Raw genomic sequence first — 21,164 nt, forward strand, 5'->3', positions numbered from 1 at the left:
GTCCTCGTCCTCTTCTGTGCAGTGCTTTGTAGTTGTGTGTGTGGTGCGTGTGCTTGCCCTGCGTCCTGGTTCGACCTTTCCGCCCGCCTGCTCGCCCGCGACGCCCTCGCCGCGACCGCTTGGTGTCAGAACTCCCCGCGATACCAGTTCTTCAACTTGGTGAAGAACGTGCCCGCCCGGCCGGTGGAGATCACCGGTCGGCGCGGATTCTCGATCTGGCTGCCCATCAGCAACAGGCCGACGCCGGTGGCATGCACCGGATTGCCGACCACCTCGCCCAGGCCGGTGACGTGCTGTGGAATGCCGACCCGGACCGGCATCTGCAGCATTTCCTCGGCCAGTTCGACGACGCCCTCCATCTTCGAGGCGCCACCGGTCAGGACCATGCCGGCGCGCACGTGCTGCTCGAAGCCGCTGCGGCGCAGCTCGGCCTGGACCATCTCGAACAGCTCCTCGTAGCGGGCCTGCACGGCCTGTGCCAGGGAGTGGCGGGGCATGCGGCGTGGCGGGCGGTCGCCCACCGACGGCACCTGGATGGTTTCCTCGGCCGTGGCCATCTGCGCCAGCGCGCAGGCATAGCGCACCTTGATCTGTTCCGCCTCCGGGGTGGGCGTGCGCAGCATGTGCGCAATGTCCTCGGTGACCTTGTCGCCGGCGATCGGCAGGCTCGCGCTATGGGCAATCGCGCCGTTGACGAACACCGCGATGTCGGTGGTGCCGGCGCCGATGTCCACCAGCACCACGCCGAGTTCGCGCTCGTCGCCGGTCAGTACCGCCTGGCTGGAGGCGAGCACCCCGAGCACCAGGTCATCGACCTGTAGGCCACAACGCTGCACGCACTTCCTGACGTTGGCCGCCGCGGACTGCGCGCAGACCACAAGGTGGGCGTGGACCTCGAGCCGGACCCCGGTCATGCCGACCGGGTTGCGGATGCCCTCCTGGGAATCGTCCAGCACGTAGTCGCGCGGGATCGCGTGCAGGATGTTCTGGTCCGCGGGGATGGCGACCGCCTTGGCGGCGTCGAGCACGCGGTCGAGGTCGCCGTGGCTGACCTCGCCGTCGCGGATCGGGGCGATGCCCTGCGAGTTGCGGCACTGGATGTGGCTGCCGGTGATCGAGGCATAGACCGAGCGGATCTCGCAGCCGGCCATCAGCTCGGCCTCCTCGACCGCACGCTGGATCGACTGCACGGTGGATTCGATGTCCACCACGACGCCCTTGCGCAGGCCGCGCGATTCGTGGGAGCCGATGCCGATCACCTCGATCGGGTTGCCGGAGTGGCCACCATCGGGCGAGTACTCACCGACCAGCGCCACCACCTTGGAGGTGCCGATGTCGAGTCCCACGATCAGCGACTTGTCGCCCTTGCGGTTCATGATTGTCCTTGCGATTGCGTTGGCGACGCGTTGCCGTCTTCCGGCGCCCACGTCAACGAGAAGCCATTGGTGTAGCGGAGGTCGGCGCGCAAAAGCGGCGCCACCCGCTGGGCCGTCAACTGGGGCAGCACCCGCACGAAACGCGCCAGTCGCTGGTCCGCCCCGGAACGGCCCACCACGACCCGGGTGCCATTGCGAAGCGCCACGCTCCAGCTGCCCCGCGCGTCGAGCTGCACTTCGTGCACGGCCAGGCCGAGCGGCGCGAAGACGCCACGCGTGCTGTTGTAGAAGCGCACCACCTCGGAAAGCCGTGCGTCGGGCCCGCGCAGCACCGGAAGGCCGTCGGGCACTTCCACGCCGTCGGCCGGGAACAGGCGACCCTGCTCGGAAAGCAGCCGTCCATCGCCCCAGCGTGCGAACGGACGGTGCTCCACGACCTTCACTTCGAGCACGTCGGGCCAACGCTTGCGAACCTCCGCGCTCTCCACCCATGGCAGGCGGGCGACGTCGGCCTGCGCGTCTTCCAGCCGCACCGCGAAGAAGCCCTGCCGGGCATACGGCAGCAGGGTTTCACGCAGCTGCGCGGCATCCACGCGCTGGAATTCGCCGGTCGCACGCAGGCGGGTCAACGGCCACTGATCCTGGCCGACCCAGCCCTTGAGCACGGCGACGACCGGCAGCACCACCAGGGCGACCGCCAGCGTCCAACCGAGCACGCGCACGAGGCGGTTCACGGGCAGGCACCTCCCGGCATGGTCGTCTCGAGGATGCGCCAGCACAGCGTCGGGAAGTCGATGCCCACCTGCGCCGCGGCCTTCGGGACCAGCGAGTGGCTGGTCATGCCCGGTGCGGTGTTGATCTCGATCAGCTGGAAACCGAGCTCACGGTCGCGCATCACGTCGACCCGCCCCCAGCCGGTACACCCGGCCGCGCGGAAGGCGTCCAGCGCCAGCTCGCGGACCGCGGTCTCGTCGTCGCCGTCGAGTCCCGGACACCGGTACTGCGTGTCGTCGGCAATGTACTTGGCGTGGTAGTCGTACCAGGCGCCGGCCGGGACGATGCGGATCGACGGCAGGGCCCGCCCGTCGAGGATGCCCACGGTGTACTCCCCGCCCTGCACCATGCGCTCAACCAGCAGCTCACCCCCATGCGTCGCGGCAAAGGCCACGGCCGGCGCGAGGTCGCCCTCCTCGAGAATGCGGAACACGCCGACGCTGGAACCTTCGGTGGAGGGCTTGATGAAGACCGGCAGTCCGACCTCGCGCGCCGCGGCCACCAGATCGCCGCCCGCGGGGACACGGACGAAACGCGGCGTCGGCAGGCCCGCCGCCATCCAGACCTGCTTGGTGCGCACCTTGTCCATCGTCAGGGCGGAGCCGAGCACGCCAGGACCGGTGTAGGGCACGCCCATCGCTTCGAGCAGCCCCTGCAGGACGCCGTCCTCGCCGCCTCCCCGGTTGCCGTGCAGCACGTTGAACACGCGGTCGACACGCCGGTCACGGATCGCGTCGACGAGGGCGGGAATGCCGTCGATCGCATGGACGTCGACGCCCTTGCCCGACAGCGCGTCGAGCACCGCCGCGCCGGAGTCCAGCGACACCTCCCGCTCCGCACTGGTGCCGCCCATGAGCACCGCGACCCGGCCGAAGTCCCGCGGATCGGCATGGCGCAACGGGGCCAGCGAGCCGCTCATGCCCGTCCTCCTGTGAACCCGTCGTTGGCGATCGCCTGCGCGACCTGCCCGATGTCGCCCGCCCCCATGACCAGCACCAGGTCGCCGTCCTCCAGAACGTCTCCGAGGATCTCCGGCAGGTCCGCCGCGCCGCCGACCACCACCGGGTCGATGCGGCCCCGGGCGCGGATCGCCCGGGCGAGGGCGCGCGCATCGGCACCGGCGATCGGCGCTTCGCCTGCCGGGTAGACCTCGGTCAGGACCAGCGCGTCGACCGATGACAGCACCGCGGCAAACTCGTCGAAGAGGTCGCGCGTGCGGGTATAGCGATGCGGCTGGAACGCAACCACCAGGCGACGATCCGGCCAACCGCCGCGGGCGGCGGCGAACACGGCTTCAAGCTCTTTCGGATGATGGCCATAGTCGTCGACCAGCTGCACCGAGGCCCCCTTCGGCGTGGTCAGCGGCGGCAGCAGGTTGAAGCGCCGCCCGATGCCCGCGAAGCCCTTCAGGGCACTCGCGATCGCGGCCGGCTCGACGCCCAGTTGCCAGCCGACCGCGGCGGCCGCCAGGGCGTTGAGCACGTTGTGGTGGCCGGGCAGCGCGAGTTCCACCGCCGTGCGCGTGGCGTCCGGCAGGCACAGGGTGAACTGCATCGCCCCGCCCTGTTGGCGGATGTCCTCGGCGCGCACGTCGGCATCGGCATGGGTGCCGTAGGTCATCACGTGGCGCGGCGTCTTCGCCGCGAGCGCGGCGACTTCATCGTCGTCGATGCACAGGATGGCCAGGCCGTAGAACGGCAGCCGGTGCATGAACTCCTCGAACGCGGCCTGGACCTGGGCGAAGTCACCGCCGTAGTTCTCCAGGTGGTCCGCGTCGATGTTGGTGATGATCGCCACCTGCGGATTGAGGCGCAGGAAGCTGCCGTCGCTTTCGTCGGCTTCCGCCACCAGCCAGTCGCCGCTGCCCAGGCGTGCGTTGGCGCCCGCCGCGAGCAGTTGCCCGCCGATGACGAAGGTGGGGTCGACGCCGCCCTCGCCCAGCACGCTCGCGGTCAGCGAAGTGGTCGTGGTCTTGCCATGCGTGCCCGCGACGGCGATGCCACGCTTGAAGCGCATCAGCTCGGCGAGCATCTCCGCGCGCGGGACCACGGGGATGCGCTGTGCATGGGCTTCCATCAGCTCCGCGTTGTCGGCCTTGATCGCACTGGAGACCACCACGCAGTCGGCCCCCAGGACATTGGCCGCGACGTGCTCGCGGTGCACCTTGATGCCCAGTCCCTGGAGGCGGCGGGTAACCGCGTTGTCGGCCCGGTCCGTGCCGGACACGCGGTATCCCAGCGTGTTCATGACTTCCGCGATGCCGCTCATGCCGGTACCGCCGATGCCGACGAAATGCACGCGCGGCGGCAGCCCGTCGGCGCCGGTGCGTGCGGGATCGCCATGGTGTTGCAGCCGCCGGCTGCGCACGGTCGCGCTCATGCGGCGGACTCCTGGGTCTTCGATGCAGGGGAAACGCCGAGCACGATGTCGGCGACGCGTTCGGCCGCGTCCGGCCGCGCCATCGCGCGGGCCGCACGGGCCAGTTCGAGCAGGTCCACGCGCTCGTTGAGGATCTCGATGAAGGCCGACAGACGCTCGTGCAGGGTCGGTCCCTGCTCGAGCACCATCGCGGCGCCGCGCGCGCGCAGGTACTCGGCGTTCTTGGTCTGGTGGTCGTCGACCGCCTGCGGGAACGGCACCAGGAAACTGCCGACCCCCACCGCGCACAGCTCGGCCAGGGTCAACGCGCCGGCCCGGCAGATGACGAGGTCCGCCCAGGCGTAGGCCTCCGCCATGTCGCCGATGAACGGCTCGACGCGCGCCTCCACGCCGGCATCGCGGTAGGCCGTGACGGCTTCTTCGTGCAGTTTCTCGCCGCTCTGGTGACGCACGGTGCAGCGGATGGAGCCTGGCAGGCTCGCAACCGCACGCGGCACCGCCTGGTTCAGCGCACGCGCGCCCTGGCTGCCGCCCAGCACCAGCAGGCGCAGCGGGCCCTCCCGCCCTTCGAAGCGCACGTCCGGACCCGGCACGGCGGCGATCACGTCGCGTACCGGATTGCCCACCCATTGTTCGTCGCGTCCCGGGAACGCACCGGGAAATCCGACCAGGAGGTCCCGGGCGAACCGGGCCAGCACCCGGTTGGTCAATCCGGGCGCGCGGTTCTGCTCGTGCACGACCAAGGGCAGGCCCATCATCCTCGCAGCGAGGCCACCGGGACCTGCCGCGAACCCGCCGAACGCCACCACGGCCCGCGGCCGCAGGCGTGCCAGCACGCGACGCGCCTCAGCGACCGCGCGCCAGAGGCGCCACGGTGCGGCCAGCTGGGTCGACAGGCCCTTGCCGCGGATGCCGCGAACGCTGAGGGTGTCGATCGCAATGCCCTGCGGCGGGACCAGCCGGGTCTCCATCCCGCCTTCTGAACCGATCCAGTGCACCGGCACGCCCCGCCCCTTCAGTGCGGCGGCGACCGAGAGGCCCGGGAAGATGTGGCCGCCCGTTCCGCCGGCCAGGATCACCACGGGTGCACCGCTCATGACGGCCTCCCGAAGATCGGTTCGATGCGCTGGCGCAGGCGGCTGGTACCGTGCGCCATGGCAGCCGGCCGTGCCACCGGTGCGTCCTGCGCGGATGCCTTGCGATCGGGCGCGCCCGGGACGCGCGGCGATGTCGCGACGGCCGGATCGCCCGGTCCTCCGCGCAGGCGTGCGACCTGGCGCTGCGCCCGGTCGAGTTCATAGGACACCCGGAGCAGCAGGCCCATCGCCAGGCAGGTCATCAGTACGCTGGAGCCGCCCGAGGAGATCAGCGGCAACGTGAGTCCCTTGGTTGGCAGCAGCCCCAGGTTGACGCCCATCGAAACGAAACTCTGCAGGCCGATCCACAGGGCGATGCCGAACGCCAGGTAGGCCGAAAAGTAGCGGCGCATCTCGACGCACTGCAGGCCCAGCCAGAGCGCCCGCCCGACCAGCAGCGCGAACACGGCGATCACCGCGCACACGCCGACGAAGCCCAGTTCCTCGGCGATCACCGCGAGGATGAAGTCGGTGTGCGCCTCGGGGAGGTAGTAGATCTTCTGGATCGAGCCGCCCAGGCCCACCCCCAGCCATTCGCCACGGCCGGCCGCCATCAGCGCGTTGGTCAGCTGGTAGCCGCTGCCGAAGGGGTCGGCCCACGGATCCATGAACGAGGTCAGGCGGCGTGCACGGTAAGGCTCGGCAATGGCGACGAAGGCGAGCAGCGGCAGGATCGCCAGTACCGGCGCGAACATCTTCGGCACGTTGGCGCCGCCCAGCACCAGCATCCCGGCGGTAATGGCCAGCAACAGCGCCGATGACCCGAAGTCCGGCTGCGCCAGGAGCATGACGACCAGTGCGAGCACGACGCCGATCGGCTTGAGCATCGCCGCCCAGGTCGCATTGACCTCGTCCCGGAACCTCACCAGGTAGCTGGCCAGCCACACGATGAAAAGCACCTTGACCGCCTCGACCACCTGGAAGTTGGACACGCCAAGGTTGATCCAGCGGTGCGCGCCCTTGACGCTCACGCCCAGCCCGGGGATGAACACCAGGCCCAGCAGGACCACGCAGGCGAGCAGCATGAGCTGGTTGTAGCGCTCGACGCTCTTGAGTTCCGTGCGCATGGCGAACCAGGCCAGCACGCCGCCCGCGGCCAGGAACATCAGGTGGCGGGTGAGGTAGTGGAAGGGATTGCTGTCCTGGTACAGCGCCGCCGAGCCCACCATGACCACGCCGAACGACACCAGCGCCAGCACGGCGCCGAGCAGCCACGGGTCGAAGCGACCCTGGATGTCGTCGATGCGGGTGGCCTGGCGTGCGAAGTCGCCCATCAGCGCACCTTCAGCGTCGCCAGGCCGACGAGTACGAGGATCACCGAGATGATCCAGAAGCGGACGATCACGCGGGGCTCCGGCCAGCCCTTCAGCTCGAAGTGGTGGTGGATGGGGGCCATCCGGAACACGCGCTTGCCGGTCAGCTTGAAGCTGGCGACCTGGATCATCACCGACAGCGTCTCGATCACGAACACGCCGCCCATCACGACCAGCACCAGTTCCTGGCGCACGATCACCGCGATGGTGCCCAGCACCGCGCCCAGCGCGAGCGCGCCGATGTCGCCCATGAAGACCATCGCCGGGTAGGTGTTGAACCACAGGAAGCCGAGGCCCGCGCCGGCGATCGCCGCGCAGATGATCACCAGCTCGCCGGCACCGGGGATGCGCGGGATCTGCAGGTATTCCGCGAACTGCGCATGGCCCGAGGCATAGGCGAACACGCCCAGCGCGCAGGCGACCAGCACGGTCGGCATGATCGCCAGGCCGTCCAGGCCATCGGTCAGGTTAACCGCATTCGAGAAGCCGACGATCCACAGGTAGGCGATGGCGATGAAGCCCAGCCCGGCCAGCGGCAGCGCCACTGACTTGAAGAACGGCACGAAGAAGCTGGTCGCGGCCGGCACGTCCGCGGTGTAGAAGAGGAACACGCCGGCGCCGAGTCCGAACAGCGACTGCAGCAGGTACTTCCAGCGCGACTTCATGCCGTTGGGGTCGCGCTTGACGATCTTGATCCAGTCGTCCCACCAGCCGATCCAGCCGAAGGCGACCATCACCGCGAGCACCAGCCAGACATAGCGGTTGCGCAGGTCGCCCCAGAGCAGGACCGCGGCGAACACCGCGAGCAGGATCAGCGCGCCGCCCATGGTCGGCGTGCCGGCCTTGGAGAAGTGCGACTCCGGCCCGTCCTTGCGGATCGGCTGGCCGCCCTTGAGCTGGGCCAGGCGGCGGATGACCCACGGCCCCCACCACAGCGACAGCCCCAGCGAGGTCAGCGCCGCGAGGATGCCGCGGAACGTCAGGTAACCGAACAGGGCGAAATGGCCCTGCAGCTGTTCCAGCCAGCGGAAGAGTTCAAGCAGCATCGTCGCCCCCCTTGTCAGCGGCCGGCACGAGGGCGTCGACGACCTGTTCCATCGCGCTGCCGCGCGACCCTTTCACCAGCACGTGTACGCCCGGCGCGAGCGTCGCCCGCACCGCCTCGGCGAGGGTGGCGTGGTCGGTGAACGCCTCGCCGCCTTCGCCGAACGCTTCGGCGGCCTTCGCGCTCAGCGGTCCCAGCGCGAGCAGCCGGCGGATCCCGGCGGCGCGCGCGCGGCGTCCGACCTCGGCATGCATGGCCTCCGCGTCGGCGCCGATCTCCCGCATGTCGCCGAGCACCAGCCAGCCCTCTCCCCCCATCGACGCCAATGTCGCGATGGCGGTGGCGAGCGATCCGGGATTGGCGTTGTAGCTGTCGTCCACGATCACCGCCCCGTTCGCGAGACGGTGCGCGACCAGCCGGCCGGCCACCGGACGGGCCGCGGCAAGGCCGTCCAGGATCGCCTCGAGCGGTGCGCCCGCGCCCATCGCGAGCGCGGCGGCGGCCAGCGCATTGGCCACGTTGTGGCGACCGGGCATCGCCAGTACCACGTTGCCGCTGCCCAGTGGCGTATCGAGGATGAAGCGGGCACCGCCGGCATCGAGCTCGATGTCCCGCGCGATCACGTCGGCGCTCGCGTCCAGGCCGAAGCGGATCAGCCGGCGGCCATGGGCACGCTCGGCGAAATAGGGGGCGAAGGCATCGTCCGAATTGATCACGGCGACGCCGTCGGCCGGCAGCGCGTCGTAGATCGCCGCCTTGGTATCGGCGATGCCGAGCAGGCTGCCCATGCGCTCCAGGTGGGCGGGCGCGACGTTATTGACCACCGATACGTGCGGGCGCGCGATCGCGGTCAGGTAGGCGATGTCACCCGGCTGGCCCGCCCCCATCTCATAGACGGCGAAGCGTGCATCGGCGGGGGCCTCGAGGACCGCCAGCGGCAGGCCGATCTCGTTGTTGCGGTTGCCGGGCGTGGCGTGGGTCGGCCCGACCCGGCGCAGGATCGACTCCACCAGCGCCTTGACGCTGGTCTTGCCGTTGCTGCCGGTGATGGCGACGACGCAGGTCTCCCGCGCCTTCTGCACGAAGGCGGCCAGGTCGGCCAATGCACGCACCGTGTCCGCCACGACGACCTGCGGGATGTCGGTGGCGACCGGCTCCGACACAAGCGCGGCGATGGCACCCGCTTCGGCCGCGGCCGCGACATGGGCGTGGCCGTCGAAGCGTTCGCCCTTGATCGCGACGAACAGCGTCCCGCCGGACGCGGGCAGCGCGCGGCTGTCGGTGGCCAGGGTATCGACCACCCGGTCCTCGCCGACGAGCCGGCCGCCGGTGGCGCGGGCGATCGCGTCGAGCGCCATCGGCGTCATGCGCGCACCTCCAGCGCACGGCGCGCCTCGTCGGTGTCGTCGAAGGCATGGCGGACGCCGGCGACTTCCTGGTACGGCTCGTGGCCCTTGCCCGCGACCAGCACGATGTCGCCCGGCCCCGCCTCGCCCACCGCGCGCCGGATCGCCGCGCGGCGGTCGCGCTCGACGACGATGGCCCCCGGGTCGGCGAACCCGGCGAGGATGTCGGCGACGATGGTGTCGCCGTCCTCGCCGCGCGGATTGTCGTCGGTGACGAAGACGCGATCGGCCAGCCGCTCGGCAACCGCGGCCATCTCCGGCCGCTTGCCGCGATCGCGCTCGCCGCCACATCCGAAGACGCAGCTCAGACGTCCTTCGACGTGTGCGCGCAGCGACGACAGGGCCTGCTCCAGCGCATCAGGGGTGTGTGCATAGTCGATCACCACCAGCGGCAGGCCGTCTTCGCCGCCCAAGCGGTTCATGCGGCCATGGATCGGCTGCAGGCGGCCCAGCACGCCGGCGATGTCAGCCGTCGGATGGCCAAGGGCCCACAGCGCACCGGCGACCACGAGCAGGTTGTCGACATTGAAGCGTCCGACCAGCGGCGAGCGGACCGGGTGCGACTCGCCCCCGATGACCAGATCGAATGCGAGGCCGCGGCCATCGAGGCGCAGCGCGTGCGCCTGCACCGTCGCGTCATCGCCCCGGGCACTGACGGTCACGCCCTCCAGCGGCGCTTCGATGCGTCCGGCGAGCGTGCGGCCGAACGCATCGTCGATGTTGATCACCGCCGCGCGCAGGCCCGGCCATGCGAACAGGCGCGCCTTGGCCTCGCCGTAGCGCTGCATGTCGCCGTGGTAATCCAGGTGGTCGCGGGTGAGGTTGGTGAACACCGCCACGTCGAAGTGGATGCCGGCCGTCCGGCCCTGGTCCAGCGCGTGCGAGCTGACTTCCATCGCCAGCGCACGGGCGCCATCCGCGTGCAGGTCGGCCACCAGTCGATGCGTGCGCAGCACCAGGGTCGTGGTGAACCCGGTGGGCTGGGCCGCGCCGTAGAGCCCGGCGCCGAGGGTACCGATCGTCGCCGCCGGGGTCCCCAGCAGCGTCCAGGCCTGGGCCAGCAGCTGCACGGTCGAGGTCTTGCCGTTGGTGCCGGTGACACCCACCACCGCCATGTCCGCACTGGGCTCGCCATGGAAGCGGTCGCCCATCGCGCCGAGCCGCGCGCGCAGGCCGGGCACGGCGATGGCGTCGTCCGGCGGCGGGAGGTCCGCGGGCGCGGGTGGCTCGAACAGCACCGCCACCGCACCGCGTCGCCGGGCTTCGTCGACGAACTTGAGGCCGTGCTCGCCGAAGCCGGCGATCGCCACGAAGGCATTGCCCGGCTCGACCTCGCGGCTGTCCATCACCAGCCCGGTGATCTCAAGGCCGGCCGGCACGCCGGCGACGTCCGGCAGCAGCTCGGACAGGCGCATGCGACGGCTCATTGAACGCCTCCGCTGGCCGGAAGCTGCGCGGCGGGTACCGGCGCACGCGCAAGCGGGGCAACCGCTGCCCGGCGTGCGTCGTCGGCTTCCTGCTCCGCGAGCCAGGTGTCAATGTCGTCCGGCGGGACATCCATCAGGCGCAGCGCACCTTCCATGACGTCCTTGAACACCGGCGCCGAGACCAGGCCGCCGAAGTAGCCCTTGTCCGGATCGGGGTCGTCGATCACCACGACCATCGAGAAGCGCGGGTCGGCCACCGGCACCAGTCCGGCGAAGAACGAGGTGTAGCGGCGCGAGTAACCGCCGCTGGCGTTGAACTTGCGCGCGGTGCCGGTCTTGCCGGCGACGTGGTAGCCGAGGATCGCCGCCTGGGTCGCGGTGCCGCCGGGTTCGGTCACGGTCTGCATCATCCGCAGCACTTCGTCGGCGACCGCCGGCTCGATGGCCTGGCGCGGTTCGTTGCGCTGCCCCTTGACGAAGGTCGGCTGCACCCGGCGCCCGCCATTGCCCAGCGCGGCGTAGGCACTCGCGATCTGCAACGGGGTGGCCGACAGGCCGTAGCCGTAGGACATGCCCTGCTTGGTGGTGCCGCTCCAGCGCGCCGGCTCCAGCAGCACGCCGGGCGACTCTCCCGGAAAGCCGCTGCCGGTGCTCTCGCCGTAACCGAGGCGGTGCAGGTACTCGTAGAAGTAGCCGCTGTCGAGGCGGTGGACGATCTTGGCGGCACCGACGTTGGAGCTCTTGCGGATCACCCCGGTGGTATCGAGCACACCGTAGTTGCGGTGATCGGTGGTCCGGTAGCGGCCGTTCGGCATCCAGCCCGGGTTGGTGTCGAAGGTGGTGGCGGGGGTGATCACGCCCGCTTCGAGCCCCGCGGCGACGGTCACCGGCTTCATCGTCGAACCCGGCTCGATCACGTCCGTCACCGCGCGGTTGCGACGCGCGTCCGCCGGCTGCCCGCCCAGTGCGTTCGGGTTGTAGGTGGGCAGGTTGGCCATGGCGAGGATCTCGCCCGTGTCGACGTCCATCACCACCGCCGATCCGCTGGCCGCACCGGTGCGCTCCAGCGCCTTGCGCAGTTCGCGGAACGCCAGGTACTGGATGCGGCGGTCGATCGACAGCGTGAGCTCGTGCCCCGGCTGCGCGGCCTCGACCAGTTCGACGTTCTCGACGATGCGGCCACGGCTGTCGCGGATCACCCGTTTGCTGCCCGGGGTGCCCTTCAGCCACTCGTCGAAGGCCAGCTCCAGCCCCTCCTGGCCACGGTCGTCGACGTTGGTGAAGCCGAGGACATGCGCCATCGCCTCGCCCTGCGGATAGAAGCGCTTGAACTCCCGCTGGCTGTAGACGCCCGGGATGCCACGGTCGAGGATGGCCTGGGCCTGGTCGGGGTTGATCCGCCGCTTGAGGTACATGAACTCGCGGTCGGCGCGCTGGGTGATGCGCTGCATCAGCTCGTCGGCGGGCACCTCGAGCGCGGCGGCGAGCTCGGGGATGCGGTCCGGCGCGTCCACCAGTTCCTGCGGGTTGCCCCACACCGACTCGACCGGCGTCGACACCGCCAGCGGTTCGCCATTGCGGTCGGTGATCATGCCGCGCGAGGTCGGGATCTCGATGTCGCGGAGGATCCGCTGGTCGCCCTGGTGCCGGTAGAACTCGTTGTTCCAGACCTGCAGTGTGAAGGCGCGGCCGACCAGCGCCAGCGAACACAGCCCCAGCACGCCGCCGACCAGCAGCAGGCGGTTGCGCGGGTTGTAGCGGGCACGGCTGCTGCGCGGGCGGTCGCCGGAGCGCACGCCACGGATGCGGTCGAACAGGCCCTGCATGAAGGCAGCGGGCGCGGCCGGGCGGCGGTTCATGGGCGCACCACCACGATCTCGTCGCCTTCCGGGAACTTCATCCCGAGGCGATCACGGGCGACCTGGTCGATGCGGTTGCTCTCCGCCCAGGTGGCCTGCTCCAGCTGCAGGCGGCCGAACTCGATGTCCAGCTCGTCGCGGGTCTTTTCCAGCCGCGACAGCTGCACGAACAGCTGGCGGTTCTCGTGGCGCGCGTAGACGACCATCAGCGCGCTGGCCAGGTTGGCGACCACCAGGACGACCAGCACCAGGCGCAGGCTCATGCGGCCTCCCCGAGCTTCTCGGCGACGCGCAGCACGGCGCTGCGCGCGCGCGGGTTGGCGGCGGTCTCGGCCTCGTCGGCCTTGATCGCGCCGCCGATGGCGCGCAGGGTCGGGGTGAACGCCTGCACGTCCGGCAGCCGGCGGTTGGCCGGCGGCGCCTTGGCGTGGCGTGCGATGAACTGCTTGACGATGCGGTCTTCCAGCGAATGGAAGCTGATCACCGCGAGCCGCCCGCCGGGCTTGAGGCGGGCCATCGCCGCGTCCAGGCCCTGCTCGAGGTCGGCCAGCTCGCGGTTCACGTGGATGCGGATCGCCTGGAAGCTGCGGGTGGCCGGATGGATGCGACCGTCGCCGCGCGGCATCGCCCGGGCGATCAGCTCGGCCAGCTGGGCGGTGCGGGTGATCGGCGCCTCGCTGCGGGCGGCCACCAGGGCGCGGGCGATGCGGCGGCTCAGCCGCTCTTCGCCATAGGTCCACAGCACGTCCGCGATCTCGCGTTCCTCGGCGCGGGCCAGCCATTCGGCGGCGCTCTCGCCGCTGTCCGGGTCCATGCGCATGTCGAGCGGGCCGTCCTTGCCGAAGCTGAAACCACGCTCGGCCACGTCCAGCTGCGGCGAGGACACGCCAAGGTCGAGCAGCACGCCATCCAGGCCGGCGACGGTCGCGTCCCAGTCGGCCATCCGGGCGAAGCTGCCGCGGAAGATCGCGACGCGGGCGTCCGCACCGAACTCGCGTTCGGCCACGGCAATCGCGTCGGGGTCCTTGTCCATCACCAGCAGCCGGCCTCCCGGGCCGAGTTTGTCGAGCACCCCGCGCGCGTGTCCGCCGCGCCCGAACGTGCCATCGAGGTAGGTGCCGCCTCCATCGACGCGCAGGCCCTCCAGGACCTGTGCGTACATCACGGGGAGGTGGCCGGATGGCGCCGCGGCGCGCTCCACGCCACCCCCCGTCACAGCTGCAGGTCGAGCAGCTCCTCGCTCAGATCCTCGTCAGACACCGTCTGCTGGATCTGCGCGTGGTGCGCCTGCTCGCTCCACAACTCGAACTTGTCGCCCATGCCCAGCAGCACCGCCCTGCGCTCGATGCCGACCGCGGCGCGGTGGCTGGCGGGCACGGTGATGCGCCCATTGCCGTCCAGTTCGACGAAGGTCGCCGCGCCCACCAGCTTCAGCTGCAGGTTGCGGTTGACCTTCTTCGCCTTCGGCAGCTTGTTGACCTGGTCGCGCACGCGTTCCCAGGTGGCATGGGGATACAGGTACAGCGAGCCGGACTCGAAGGGGTTGTAGGTGAGGACCAAGCGGTTGCCGCACGCGGACGCGACGAGCTCGCGGTGGGCGGTGGGCACCGCCAGCCGGCCCTTGTCGTCGATCGTGATGGCGGTCTCGCCCTGGAACATCGATTCACCTGTGGGAGCCCGCCTCTCCGGGCGGGTCTGCCTGTCGATGGAACCGCCCAACCCGGGCGACTCCGGCCACGGAAAACCACCAAATTCCCGGTTTTCCCTCGGATGTCCACCTTAGGCACGCCCCCTACCCTTGTCAACAGGTTTCCGGGGCGAATTTCACCAGTCGCATCAAGGGCTTGCGAAGAAGTTCACAGACTTGTTCAAGACTTATCCACTAAGCCTTGTTTCGTCTCATATTTTGAGATTGGACCGTGTCGGTCGTCATGGTTCAGGCCACCGACCGGGGCCGGGGCCTGGGATGCTGCAAAGCAACATCCCTCCCCGGCCTGCGTCGGGCCGGGTATCCCCGCCGCCGGAATGACGGGCAGGGAAAAGGGGCGGAGCCGGCCTGTAAGCCGGGTTCTGTCGTGGGCAACCATTCCTCTAGGCGCGCCGTCACCGGCGCGCTCAAGCAACCTACCCGGAGACACCGCGGGCCACGGCATCGTCTCCCTATTTGGTCTTGCTCCCGATGGGGTTTGCCGTGCCGGTCTGTTGCCAGACTCGCGGTGCGCTCTTACCGCACCGTTTCACCCTTGCCTGTGCCCTCGCGGGCCATCGGCGGTCTTCTCTCTGTTGCACTTTCCGTCGGCTCGCGCCGCCCAGGCGTTACCTGGCACCGTGCCCTGTGGAGCCCGGACTTTCCTCGGCATGCCTTCGCATGACGCGGTTGCCCGGCCGACTCCGCCGGGCGCCATTCTAGCGGTTCGAGGGCCGAAGCAGGGGCCGCGGCGACGCCCGGGCTAACCGCCGTACAGGGCCTTGCGCGGCGCGCCGCTGAGTTCGGCCGCCAGCTTGGCCGCGGTCGACGGCGGCAGGTGCGGGGCCAGCAGGGCATACACGCGGCGGCCCTCGGCGACCTGGGCCTCGCCGTCTTCGCCCGCGCCCTGCACCACCAGCACGAACTCGCCCTTGCGCTGGTCGGCGTCGGCCTCGACCCGCTCGAGCAGGGTGCCGAGCGGACCGTCAAGCACGGTCTCGAACAGCTTGGTCAGCTCGCGGGCCAGCACCGCCGGGCGCTCGCGGCCGAACACGGCGGCCATGTCATCCAGGCATTCGACGATGCGGTGCGCGGACTCATAGAAGACCAGGGTGCGCGGCTCACCGGCCAGCCGCACCAGCCGGTCACGCCGCGCGCCGGCCTTGGCCGGCAGGAATCCCTCGAAGGCGAACCGGTCGGATGCCAGGCCCGCCACGCTCAGCGCGGCGATCGCGGCGCAGGCACCCGGCACCGGCGAGACCCGGATGCCGGCCTCGCGCGCGGCGCGGATCAGGCGGAAGCCGGGGTCGCTGACCAGGGGGGTGCCTGCATCGGACACCAGCGCCATCGACTCGCCCGCGCGCAGGCGCTCGACCAGGTTCGCCGCCTGCGTGTCCTCGTTGTGCTGGTGCAGCGCCTGCAGGGCCTGTTCGACGCCGAAGTGGGCCAGCAGTTGGCGGGTGTGCCGGGTGTCTTCCGCGCACACCAGGTCGACCGTGCGCAGGACCTCGAGCGCACGCGGGCTGAGATCGCCGAGGTGGCCGATCGGGGTGGCGACGACATGCAGGGTTCCGGCCGGGGCGCTGATGGCGGATGACTCCACGAAGGGGGCAGGTAGAATCGTACCCGGTTCCCGGATGACGCCGCTTTGCGGTGCTTGCTGCCCATGACTCCAAGCACGTTCTTCCTCCGTTCGCGCCCGCCCGCCCTGGCGCTGGGCCTCGCGCTGGCGGTGTCCGCCTGCGGCGGTGTCGCCACCCGCTCGACGCCGGCCGAGGTGGTCTACAGCCCGGCGACCACCCAGGCCGCCGAACTCGCGCGCAGCGGCGCGGTGCTCACCGGCCAGGCACGCATCGACAACGCCCACCAGATCCGCCAGCTGCTGTCGCAGCTCGACGACGCGACGCTGGCCCGCGAAGCCGCGGCCCTGCCGGCCGGCGACCCGCTCTATACCTACATGGGCGAGGCACTGATGGCGCGCGGCCTGCCGCTGCCGCGGCCGTTCGACCATGCCGCCTGGACCTTCGACGCCAACGGCCGCCCGCCGGCCGACGGCGATGGCTACCGGCCGCCGGTCAAGCTGGCCCTGCTGCTGCCGTTGAGCGGCGACATGGCGGTGGCGGCCTCGCCGGTGCGCGACGGCTTCCTCGCCGGTTACTACGCCGAGCACCGCCGCCGCCCGGAGGTCAGCTTCTACGACACCACCGGCAGCATCGCCGGCACCCTGTCCGCCTACGACCGCGCGGTCGCCGAGGGCAACGACTTCATCGTCGGCCCGCTGGACCGCGCCGCGGTCGACGCGATCTTCGCGCGCGGTGCGTTGCCGGTGTCGATGCTGGCGCTGAATGCCGGCACCGAATCGCCACCGCCGGGCAATGCCAGCTTCGCGCTGGCGCCTGAAGACGAGGGCCGCGCCGCCGCGGACTTCCTGCTGCGCCGGAACGCGAAGCGCGTGCTGGTCGTGGCCGGCGGCGACGACAGCCAGCAGCGCGCCGTGAACGCGCTGCGCACCCGGCTGGAGGAGAACGGCGGCACCGTCACCGACGTCGCCGGCGAGGGCATCGCCGACCTGACGCCGTTCGCGACCCGCGAGGGTGGTGTCGACGCCGTGTTCCTGGCCGTGCGTGGCGCGAGCGCGCGCGAACTCGTGCCGAAGCTGTCGCTGGCCGGGCTCGCCGGCAAGCCGCGGGTGGCGACCTCGCAGTTGCTGTCCGGCACCGGCGACGCCGAGAAGGACCGCGTGCTCGACGGCATCGCCTTCCCGACCGAGACCTGGACCGCACGCGGCGCGCGCGGCCTGCCGATGGCCTCGACCACCGCCGAGCTGCTGCCGACCGCGCGCGGACCGGCGGCGAAGCTGTTCGCCTTCGGCCATGATGCCTGGAGCCTGTCCGCCTACATGGAGCGCCTGGTCACGGTCGCCGACGCCAGCCTGCCCGGCGCCACCGGTACCCTGCGCGTGGACGGCTTCGGCAACGTCCTGCGCACGCCGACCTGGGCCACCTTCATCAGCGGCGTGGTGATGCCGCTGCCGGATGGCAGCGACCGTCCCTGACCGCCGCGCGCGCGGCGCGGCCGTCGAGTCCGCGGCGCTCGCGCACCTCCGTGCGGCCGGCCTGCGCCCGCTGGCGCGCAACGCCGGCAGCAAGGTCGGCGAGATCGACCTGGTGATGGACGACGCTGGCACGGTGGTCTTCGTCGAAGTGCGCTACCGGCGCTCCGCCGCGTTCGGCGGCGGCGCCGCCTCGGTCGACTGGCGCAAGCAGGCGAAACTGGTGCGGGCCGCGCAGGTGTACCTGCTGCGCCGCCCGGCGTTGTCGGCGCGGCCCTGCCGCTTCGACGTGGTGCAGGCCAGCGGCGATCCGGACGCGCCGGTGCTGGACTGGATCCGCGACGCCTTCCGCGCCGACGGCTGATGGCCGCCCTGCCCCCCGCGCTCGACCACGCGCTCGCCGATCTGCTCGGCGACGGCTGGCGCACCGATGCCAGCGAGCGCCTGACCTACGGCTACGACAACTCGCGCCGGCACGCGATGCCCGACGCCGTCGCCCTGCCCACCACGGCGGCGCAGGTGCAGGCGCTGGTGCGCGCCTGTCGCGTGCATCGCGTGCCGATCGTCGCGCGCGGGCGCGGCACCAACACCACCGGCGCCGCGGTCCCGGCCGCGGGCGGCGTGGTGGTGTCGTTCGAGCGCATGGACCGGGTCCTCGCCATCCGCCCCGGCGACCGCTGCGCGGTGGTCGAGCCCGGCGTGCTCAACGGCGACCTGCAGGCCGCCCTGGCCGCGCACGGCCTGTTCTGGCCGCCCGACCCGACCAGCGCCGCGTTCAGCACGGTCGGCGGCAACCTCGCCTGCAACGCCGGCGGCCCGCGCGCGGTCAAGTACGGCGCCAGCCGCGACAACGTGCTGGCCCTGACCGCGGTGACCGGCGCCGGCGAGCTCGTCCACTGCGGCAGCGCCACCACCAAGGGGTCCACCGGCTACGACCTGCAGCGCCTGCTGGTCGGCAGCGAAGGCACCCTGGCCCTGGTCGTCGAGGCCACCCTGCGGCTGACCCCGGCGCCGCAGGCCCGCGGCGCCCTGCGCGCGGTCTACCGCGACGTCGCCAGTGCCGCGCGCGCGGTCGCCCGGCTGATGGCCCAGCCGGTCACGCCGTCGATGCTGGAGTTCATGGACCACCACGCCGTGCGCCTGGCCCGCGACGTCGGCGGCGCCGATCTGCCGCACGCGGCCGGTGCACTGCTGATGATCGAGGCCGACGGCGACGCCGCCACCCTGCCCCATGCCCTCGAAGCACTGCGCCACGCCGCGCATGGCCACGGCACCGGCGATGGCGTGATTTCGATCGACGCCGCCGACGACGAGGCGGCCCGCAGCCGGCTGTGGGCCGCGCGCAAGACGCTGTCCCCTGCCCTGCGCACCCTCGCCCCGGGCAAGATCAACGAGGACGTGGTGGTGCCGGTTTCGCGCATCCCCGACCTAGTCGACGGCGTGCAGCGCCTGGCCGCGTCGTTCGACCTGCCGATCGTCTGTTTCGGGCACGCCGGCAACGGCAACCTGCACGTCAACCTGATGTTCGACCCCACCGACCCGGCCCAGTCCACGCGCGCCCACGAAGCCATGGCCGGCGTCTTCGACCTCGCGCTCGAACTGGGCGGGACCCTGTCCGGCGAACACGGCATCGGCCTGGCCAAGCGCGATTTCATGCCGCGCGCGATCGACCCGCCGACCCTCGCGCTGATGCGTGCGATCAAGGCCCAGTTCGACCCCGACGGCATCCTCAACCCGGGCAAGCTGCTGCCGCCCTGAGCCTCACATCATCGCCAGCTCGGTATTGCTGAGCGTGCGCTTGTAGTGGTCACGCAGCGCCACCTTGCGTTCCAGGTCGGCGATCAGGTGGCCGCTGAAGTCGATGCCGGTCAGGTCGTCGGCCATGCTCAGGCCGCCCGGCGTATCGACGTTGATCTCCATCATCTTGTCGCCGACGATGTCGAGCCCGGCGAAATACATGCCATCGCGCATCAGCTTGGGGGCAACGATACGCGCGATGTACAGCGCGTCGGCGTCAGGCTCGGCCATTTCGTACTTGCCGCCGGCGCTGATGTTGCTGCGCGCGTCGCCACTGTCGTTGTAGCGGCGGATGCAGGCATAGCGGCCGTCGATCTGGAACGGACGGCCGTTGAGGGTCAGCAGGCGCAGGTCGCCGTCCTTCGCGCGCGGCAGGTACTCCTGCGCGATCGCGTAACCGTCGCGGGTCACCGCATCGATCATCTGGTTGAGGTTGCCCTCGCTGTCGGGCGTCACCACGAACACGCTCTGCCCACCGGAGCCCTGCAGCGGCTTGATGACGGCGTGGCCGTCGTGCGCGGCGATGAAGGCCTTGATCTCCTCGGCGTCGAGGGTGATGCAGGTGACCGGCCGCACCTCCTCGGGGAAATGCTGGAAGTAGGTCTTGTTGGACGCGTCGGTGAGGTGGGTGGGGTCGTTGAGCACGATCACGTGCCGCAGCGCCGCGAGTTGCGCGAACAGCAGGCCGCTGTTCGGCGCCCACGGGCGCTCGTTGAGTTCGTCGGCCGGGTCGCTGCGCAGCATCAGCACGTCGAGCGCCTCCACCGAGATGCGTTCGATGCGCGCCTCGTCCGACTGCAGCTCCGCCAGCAGCGCCGCGTCGTCTTCGTGATCGCGGCCGGCGGGCACGTGCGCATGCGCCCGCACCACCCCGCCGCTGTCGTAGATGAAAGCGCCCAGACCGATCAGCGCCACCTCGTGGCCGCGCTCCAGCGCCCGTCGCGCCAGCCGCAGGGTGGTGTAATTGGCCTTTTCGGTGGCGATATCGTTGATCACGAAGCCGATGCGGATGGCGCGCCCGGGCGCGGCGGGGCCCTTCGAAGAACCGGCAGGGGGCGTGGCGGTCATGGCTCGGGTTCTCCCTGGAAGAAAGCGGTGACGTCGCCGTCGCGGCAGCGGGCCAGGCGCCGCGCGTGGTCGGGGTGCTGGACGTAGCGCGGCAACAACCGCGGCGGCACCACCCAGCCTTCGTCCGCCAGCGCGTCGAGGACGGTGTGGTGCGACAGCGCGAACTTGCCGCGCAGCAGCGGTTCCAGCGGCTCGCCGGCGGCGAGGTGGTCGAGCAGGTCGCGCAGGCCGCGCAGGTAGACCGCATCCTTGGTCAACCCGCCGCCGCGCATCGCGCGCACGGCGATGTCGAAGGCCTCGTCGGTCGGCAGGCCGTGTTCGTTGTGCAGGCAGTCGAAGATGCCCGGCACGCCCTCGCCCTCCAGCGCGAGGTGCACGGCCAGCACCCGCGCCGCCAACACCCGCAGGCGGTTGCCCGGCAGGTAGCCGGCCAGGTACTCGGCCAGCACGCCGAGCCCTTCCTGCAGCGCGTCGTAATGCGCGAGGCCGACCTCCAGTTGCCGCAGCGGCTGCGCCGCACCGTTGTGGCGGGTGACCACGTGGGTGCCGATCTCGTGCTGGACCAGCGGCTGGATGCGGGCCCGCGGCAGGCGGATGTTGCCGTCCACGTAAAAGGTGCCGTGCGACACCATCATCATCGAGCCGATGTCGGTGTCGACCACGAGGTCGGCGTGGAAGCCGGGCTCGCGTTCGCGGTACCACGCGAGTTCGGCCTCCACCGCCTCCACCAATATTTTTTATCTAACGCATTGTTTTAACGAGAATATTTTGAGTTCGATTTCCAGTCCGGCACAGATCGGTCTGGACGGCACGGGATTTACTGCGCTTCCCCCGTCCGGATCGAG

The 21,164-nt window shown here is 70.8% G+C and carries 19 protein-coding genes and 1 other RNA gene; 3 read left to right on the forward strand and 17 right to left on the reverse strand.

Annotated elements, in window-relative coordinates; translation table 11 throughout:
- Positions 1–125: 125 nt before the first annotated feature.
- From ftsA to rsmI, 15 genes are all read right to left on the reverse strand, one after another.
- Positions 126–1,376 carry a cell division protein FtsA gene (gene ftsA / locus H4F99_RS08880; RefSeq protein WP_182669371.1) on the reverse strand — a complete coding sequence of 417 codons (1,251 nt, stop codon included), beginning with the start codon at positions 1,374–1,376 and terminating at the stop codon, positions 126–128.
- The gene (locus H4F99_RS08885) at positions 1,373–2,110 is read right to left on the reverse strand and encodes a cell division protein FtsQ/DivIB (protein ID WP_182669372.1); all 738 of its coding nucleotides are present in this window, start codon (positions 2,108–2,110) and stop codon (positions 1,373–1,375) included. The genes ftsA and H4F99_RS08885 overlap by 4 nt, the downstream gene beginning before the upstream one ends.
- A complete protein-coding gene (locus H4F99_RS08890; RefSeq protein ID WP_182669373.1) occupies positions 2,107–3,069 on the reverse strand; it encodes a D-alanine--D-alanine ligase in 963 nt (320 codons plus the stop codon). The genes H4F99_RS08885 and H4F99_RS08890 overlap by 4 nt, the downstream gene beginning before the upstream one ends.
- Positions 3,066–4,529, reverse strand: coding sequence for a UDP-N-acetylmuramate--L-alanine ligase (murC, locus tag H4F99_RS08895; RefSeq protein ID WP_182669374.1), 1,464 nt, complete (start codon positions 4,527–4,529; stop codon positions 3,066–3,068). The genes H4F99_RS08890 and murC overlap by 4 nt, the downstream gene beginning before the upstream one ends.
- On the reverse strand, positions 4,526–5,626 hold the full coding sequence (gene murG, locus H4F99_RS08900; RefSeq protein ID WP_182669375.1) for an undecaprenyldiphospho-muramoylpentapeptide beta-N-acetylglucosaminyltransferase: 1,101 nt from the start codon (positions 5,624–5,626) through the stop codon (positions 4,526–4,528). Before murG ends, murC begins: the two co-directional genes overlap by 4 nt.
- Positions 5,623–6,939, reverse strand: a complete 1,317-nt coding sequence (ftsW, locus tag H4F99_RS08905; protein WP_182669376.1) for a putative lipid II flippase FtsW — start codon at positions 6,937–6,939, stop codon at positions 5,623–5,625. The genes murG and ftsW overlap by 4 nt, the downstream gene beginning before the upstream one ends.
- Positions 6,939–8,024 (reverse strand): phospho-N-acetylmuramoyl-pentapeptide-transferase, encoded by a 1,086-nt coding sequence (gene mraY, locus H4F99_RS08910; protein ID WP_182669377.1) that lies wholly within the window; start codon positions 8,022–8,024, stop codon positions 6,939–6,941. The genes ftsW and mraY overlap by 1 nt, the downstream gene beginning before the upstream one ends.
- Positions 8,014–9,390 (reverse strand): UDP-N-acetylmuramoyl-tripeptide--D-alanyl-D-alanine ligase, encoded by a 1,377-nt coding sequence (locus H4F99_RS08915; protein ID WP_182669378.1) that lies wholly within the window; start codon positions 9,388–9,390, stop codon positions 8,014–8,016. The genes mraY and H4F99_RS08915 overlap by 11 nt, the downstream gene beginning before the upstream one ends.
- A complete protein-coding gene (locus H4F99_RS08920) occupies positions 9,387–10,856 on the reverse strand; it encodes a UDP-N-acetylmuramoyl-L-alanyl-D-glutamate--2,6-diaminopimelate ligase (RefSeq protein WP_182669379.1) in 1,470 nt (489 codons plus the stop codon). Before H4F99_RS08920 ends, H4F99_RS08915 begins: the two co-directional genes overlap by 4 nt.
- On the reverse strand, positions 10,853–12,652 hold the full coding sequence (locus H4F99_RS08925) for a penicillin-binding transpeptidase domain-containing protein (protein WP_182669407.1): 1,800 nt from the start codon (positions 12,650–12,652) through the stop codon (positions 10,853–10,855). Before H4F99_RS08925 ends, H4F99_RS08920 begins: the two co-directional genes overlap by 4 nt.
- Positions 12,653–12,711: 59 nt before the next feature.
- On the reverse strand, positions 12,712–12,978 hold the full coding sequence (gene ftsL / locus H4F99_RS08930) for a cell division protein FtsL (protein WP_182669380.1): 267 nt from the start codon (positions 12,976–12,978) through the stop codon (positions 12,712–12,714).
- Positions 12,975–13,931, reverse strand: coding sequence for a 16S rRNA (cytosine(1402)-N(4))-methyltransferase RsmH (rsmH, locus tag H4F99_RS08935; protein WP_343064179.1), 957 nt, complete (start codon positions 13,929–13,931; stop codon positions 12,975–12,977). Before rsmH ends, ftsL begins: the two co-directional genes overlap by 4 nt.
- The gene (gene mraZ, locus H4F99_RS08940) at positions 13,928–14,374 is read right to left on the reverse strand and encodes a division/cell wall cluster transcriptional repressor MraZ (protein WP_182669382.1); all 447 of its coding nucleotides are present in this window, start codon (positions 14,372–14,374) and stop codon (positions 13,928–13,930) included. Before mraZ ends, rsmH begins: the two co-directional genes overlap by 4 nt.
- 384 nt (positions 14,375–14,758) lie before the next feature.
- Positions 14,759–15,108: RNase P RNA component class A (gene rnpB / locus H4F99_RS08945), an RNA gene on the reverse strand.
- 57 nt (positions 15,109–15,165) lie between these two features.
- Entirely contained in the window at positions 15,166–15,990 is an 825-nt protein-coding gene (rsmI, locus tag H4F99_RS08950) for a 16S rRNA (cytidine(1402)-2'-O)-methyltransferase (protein WP_182669408.1), read from the reverse strand.
- Between the two features lie 78 nt (positions 15,991–16,068).
- On the opposite strand from rsmI, the gene H4F99_RS08955 reads away from it, so the two are divergent.
- The 3 genes from H4F99_RS08955 to H4F99_RS08965 are packed head-to-tail and all read left to right on the forward strand — an operon-like array spanning position 16,069 to position 19,212.
- Positions 16,069–17,457: a penicillin-binding protein activator gene (locus tag H4F99_RS08955; protein WP_182669383.1), complete on the forward strand. Its 1,389-nt coding sequence runs from the start codon at positions 16,069–16,071 to the stop codon at positions 17,455–17,457.
- Entirely contained in the window at positions 17,438–17,818 is a 381-nt protein-coding gene (locus H4F99_RS08960) for a YraN family protein (RefSeq protein ID WP_182669384.1), read from the forward strand. The genes H4F99_RS08955 and H4F99_RS08960 overlap by 20 nt, the downstream gene beginning before the upstream one ends.
- Positions 17,815–19,212, forward strand: coding sequence for an FAD-binding oxidoreductase (locus H4F99_RS08965; RefSeq protein ID WP_182669409.1), 1,398 nt, complete (start codon positions 17,815–17,817; stop codon positions 19,210–19,212). The genes H4F99_RS08960 and H4F99_RS08965 overlap by 4 nt, the downstream gene beginning before the upstream one ends.
- 3 nt (positions 19,213–19,215) lie before the next feature.
- On the opposite strand, the gene H4F99_RS08970 is transcribed toward H4F99_RS08965, so the two are convergent.
- On the reverse strand, positions 19,216–20,319 hold the full coding sequence (locus tag H4F99_RS08970) for an ATP-grasp domain-containing protein (protein WP_220481090.1): 1,104 nt from the start codon (positions 20,317–20,319) through the stop codon (positions 19,216–19,218).
- Positions 20,316–21,038 (reverse strand): tyrosine/phenylalanine carboxypeptidase domain-containing protein, encoded by a 723-nt coding sequence (locus H4F99_RS08975; protein ID WP_182669385.1) that lies wholly within the window; start codon positions 21,036–21,038, stop codon positions 20,316–20,318. Before H4F99_RS08975 ends, H4F99_RS08970 begins: the two co-directional genes overlap by 4 nt.
- Positions 21,039–21,164 lie beyond the last annotated feature (126 nt).

It is taken from the genome of Marilutibacter penaei (genome assembly GCF_014145395.1).
Lineage (GTDB): Bacteria > Pseudomonadota > Gammaproteobacteria > Xanthomonadales > Xanthomonadaceae > Marilutibacter > Marilutibacter penaei.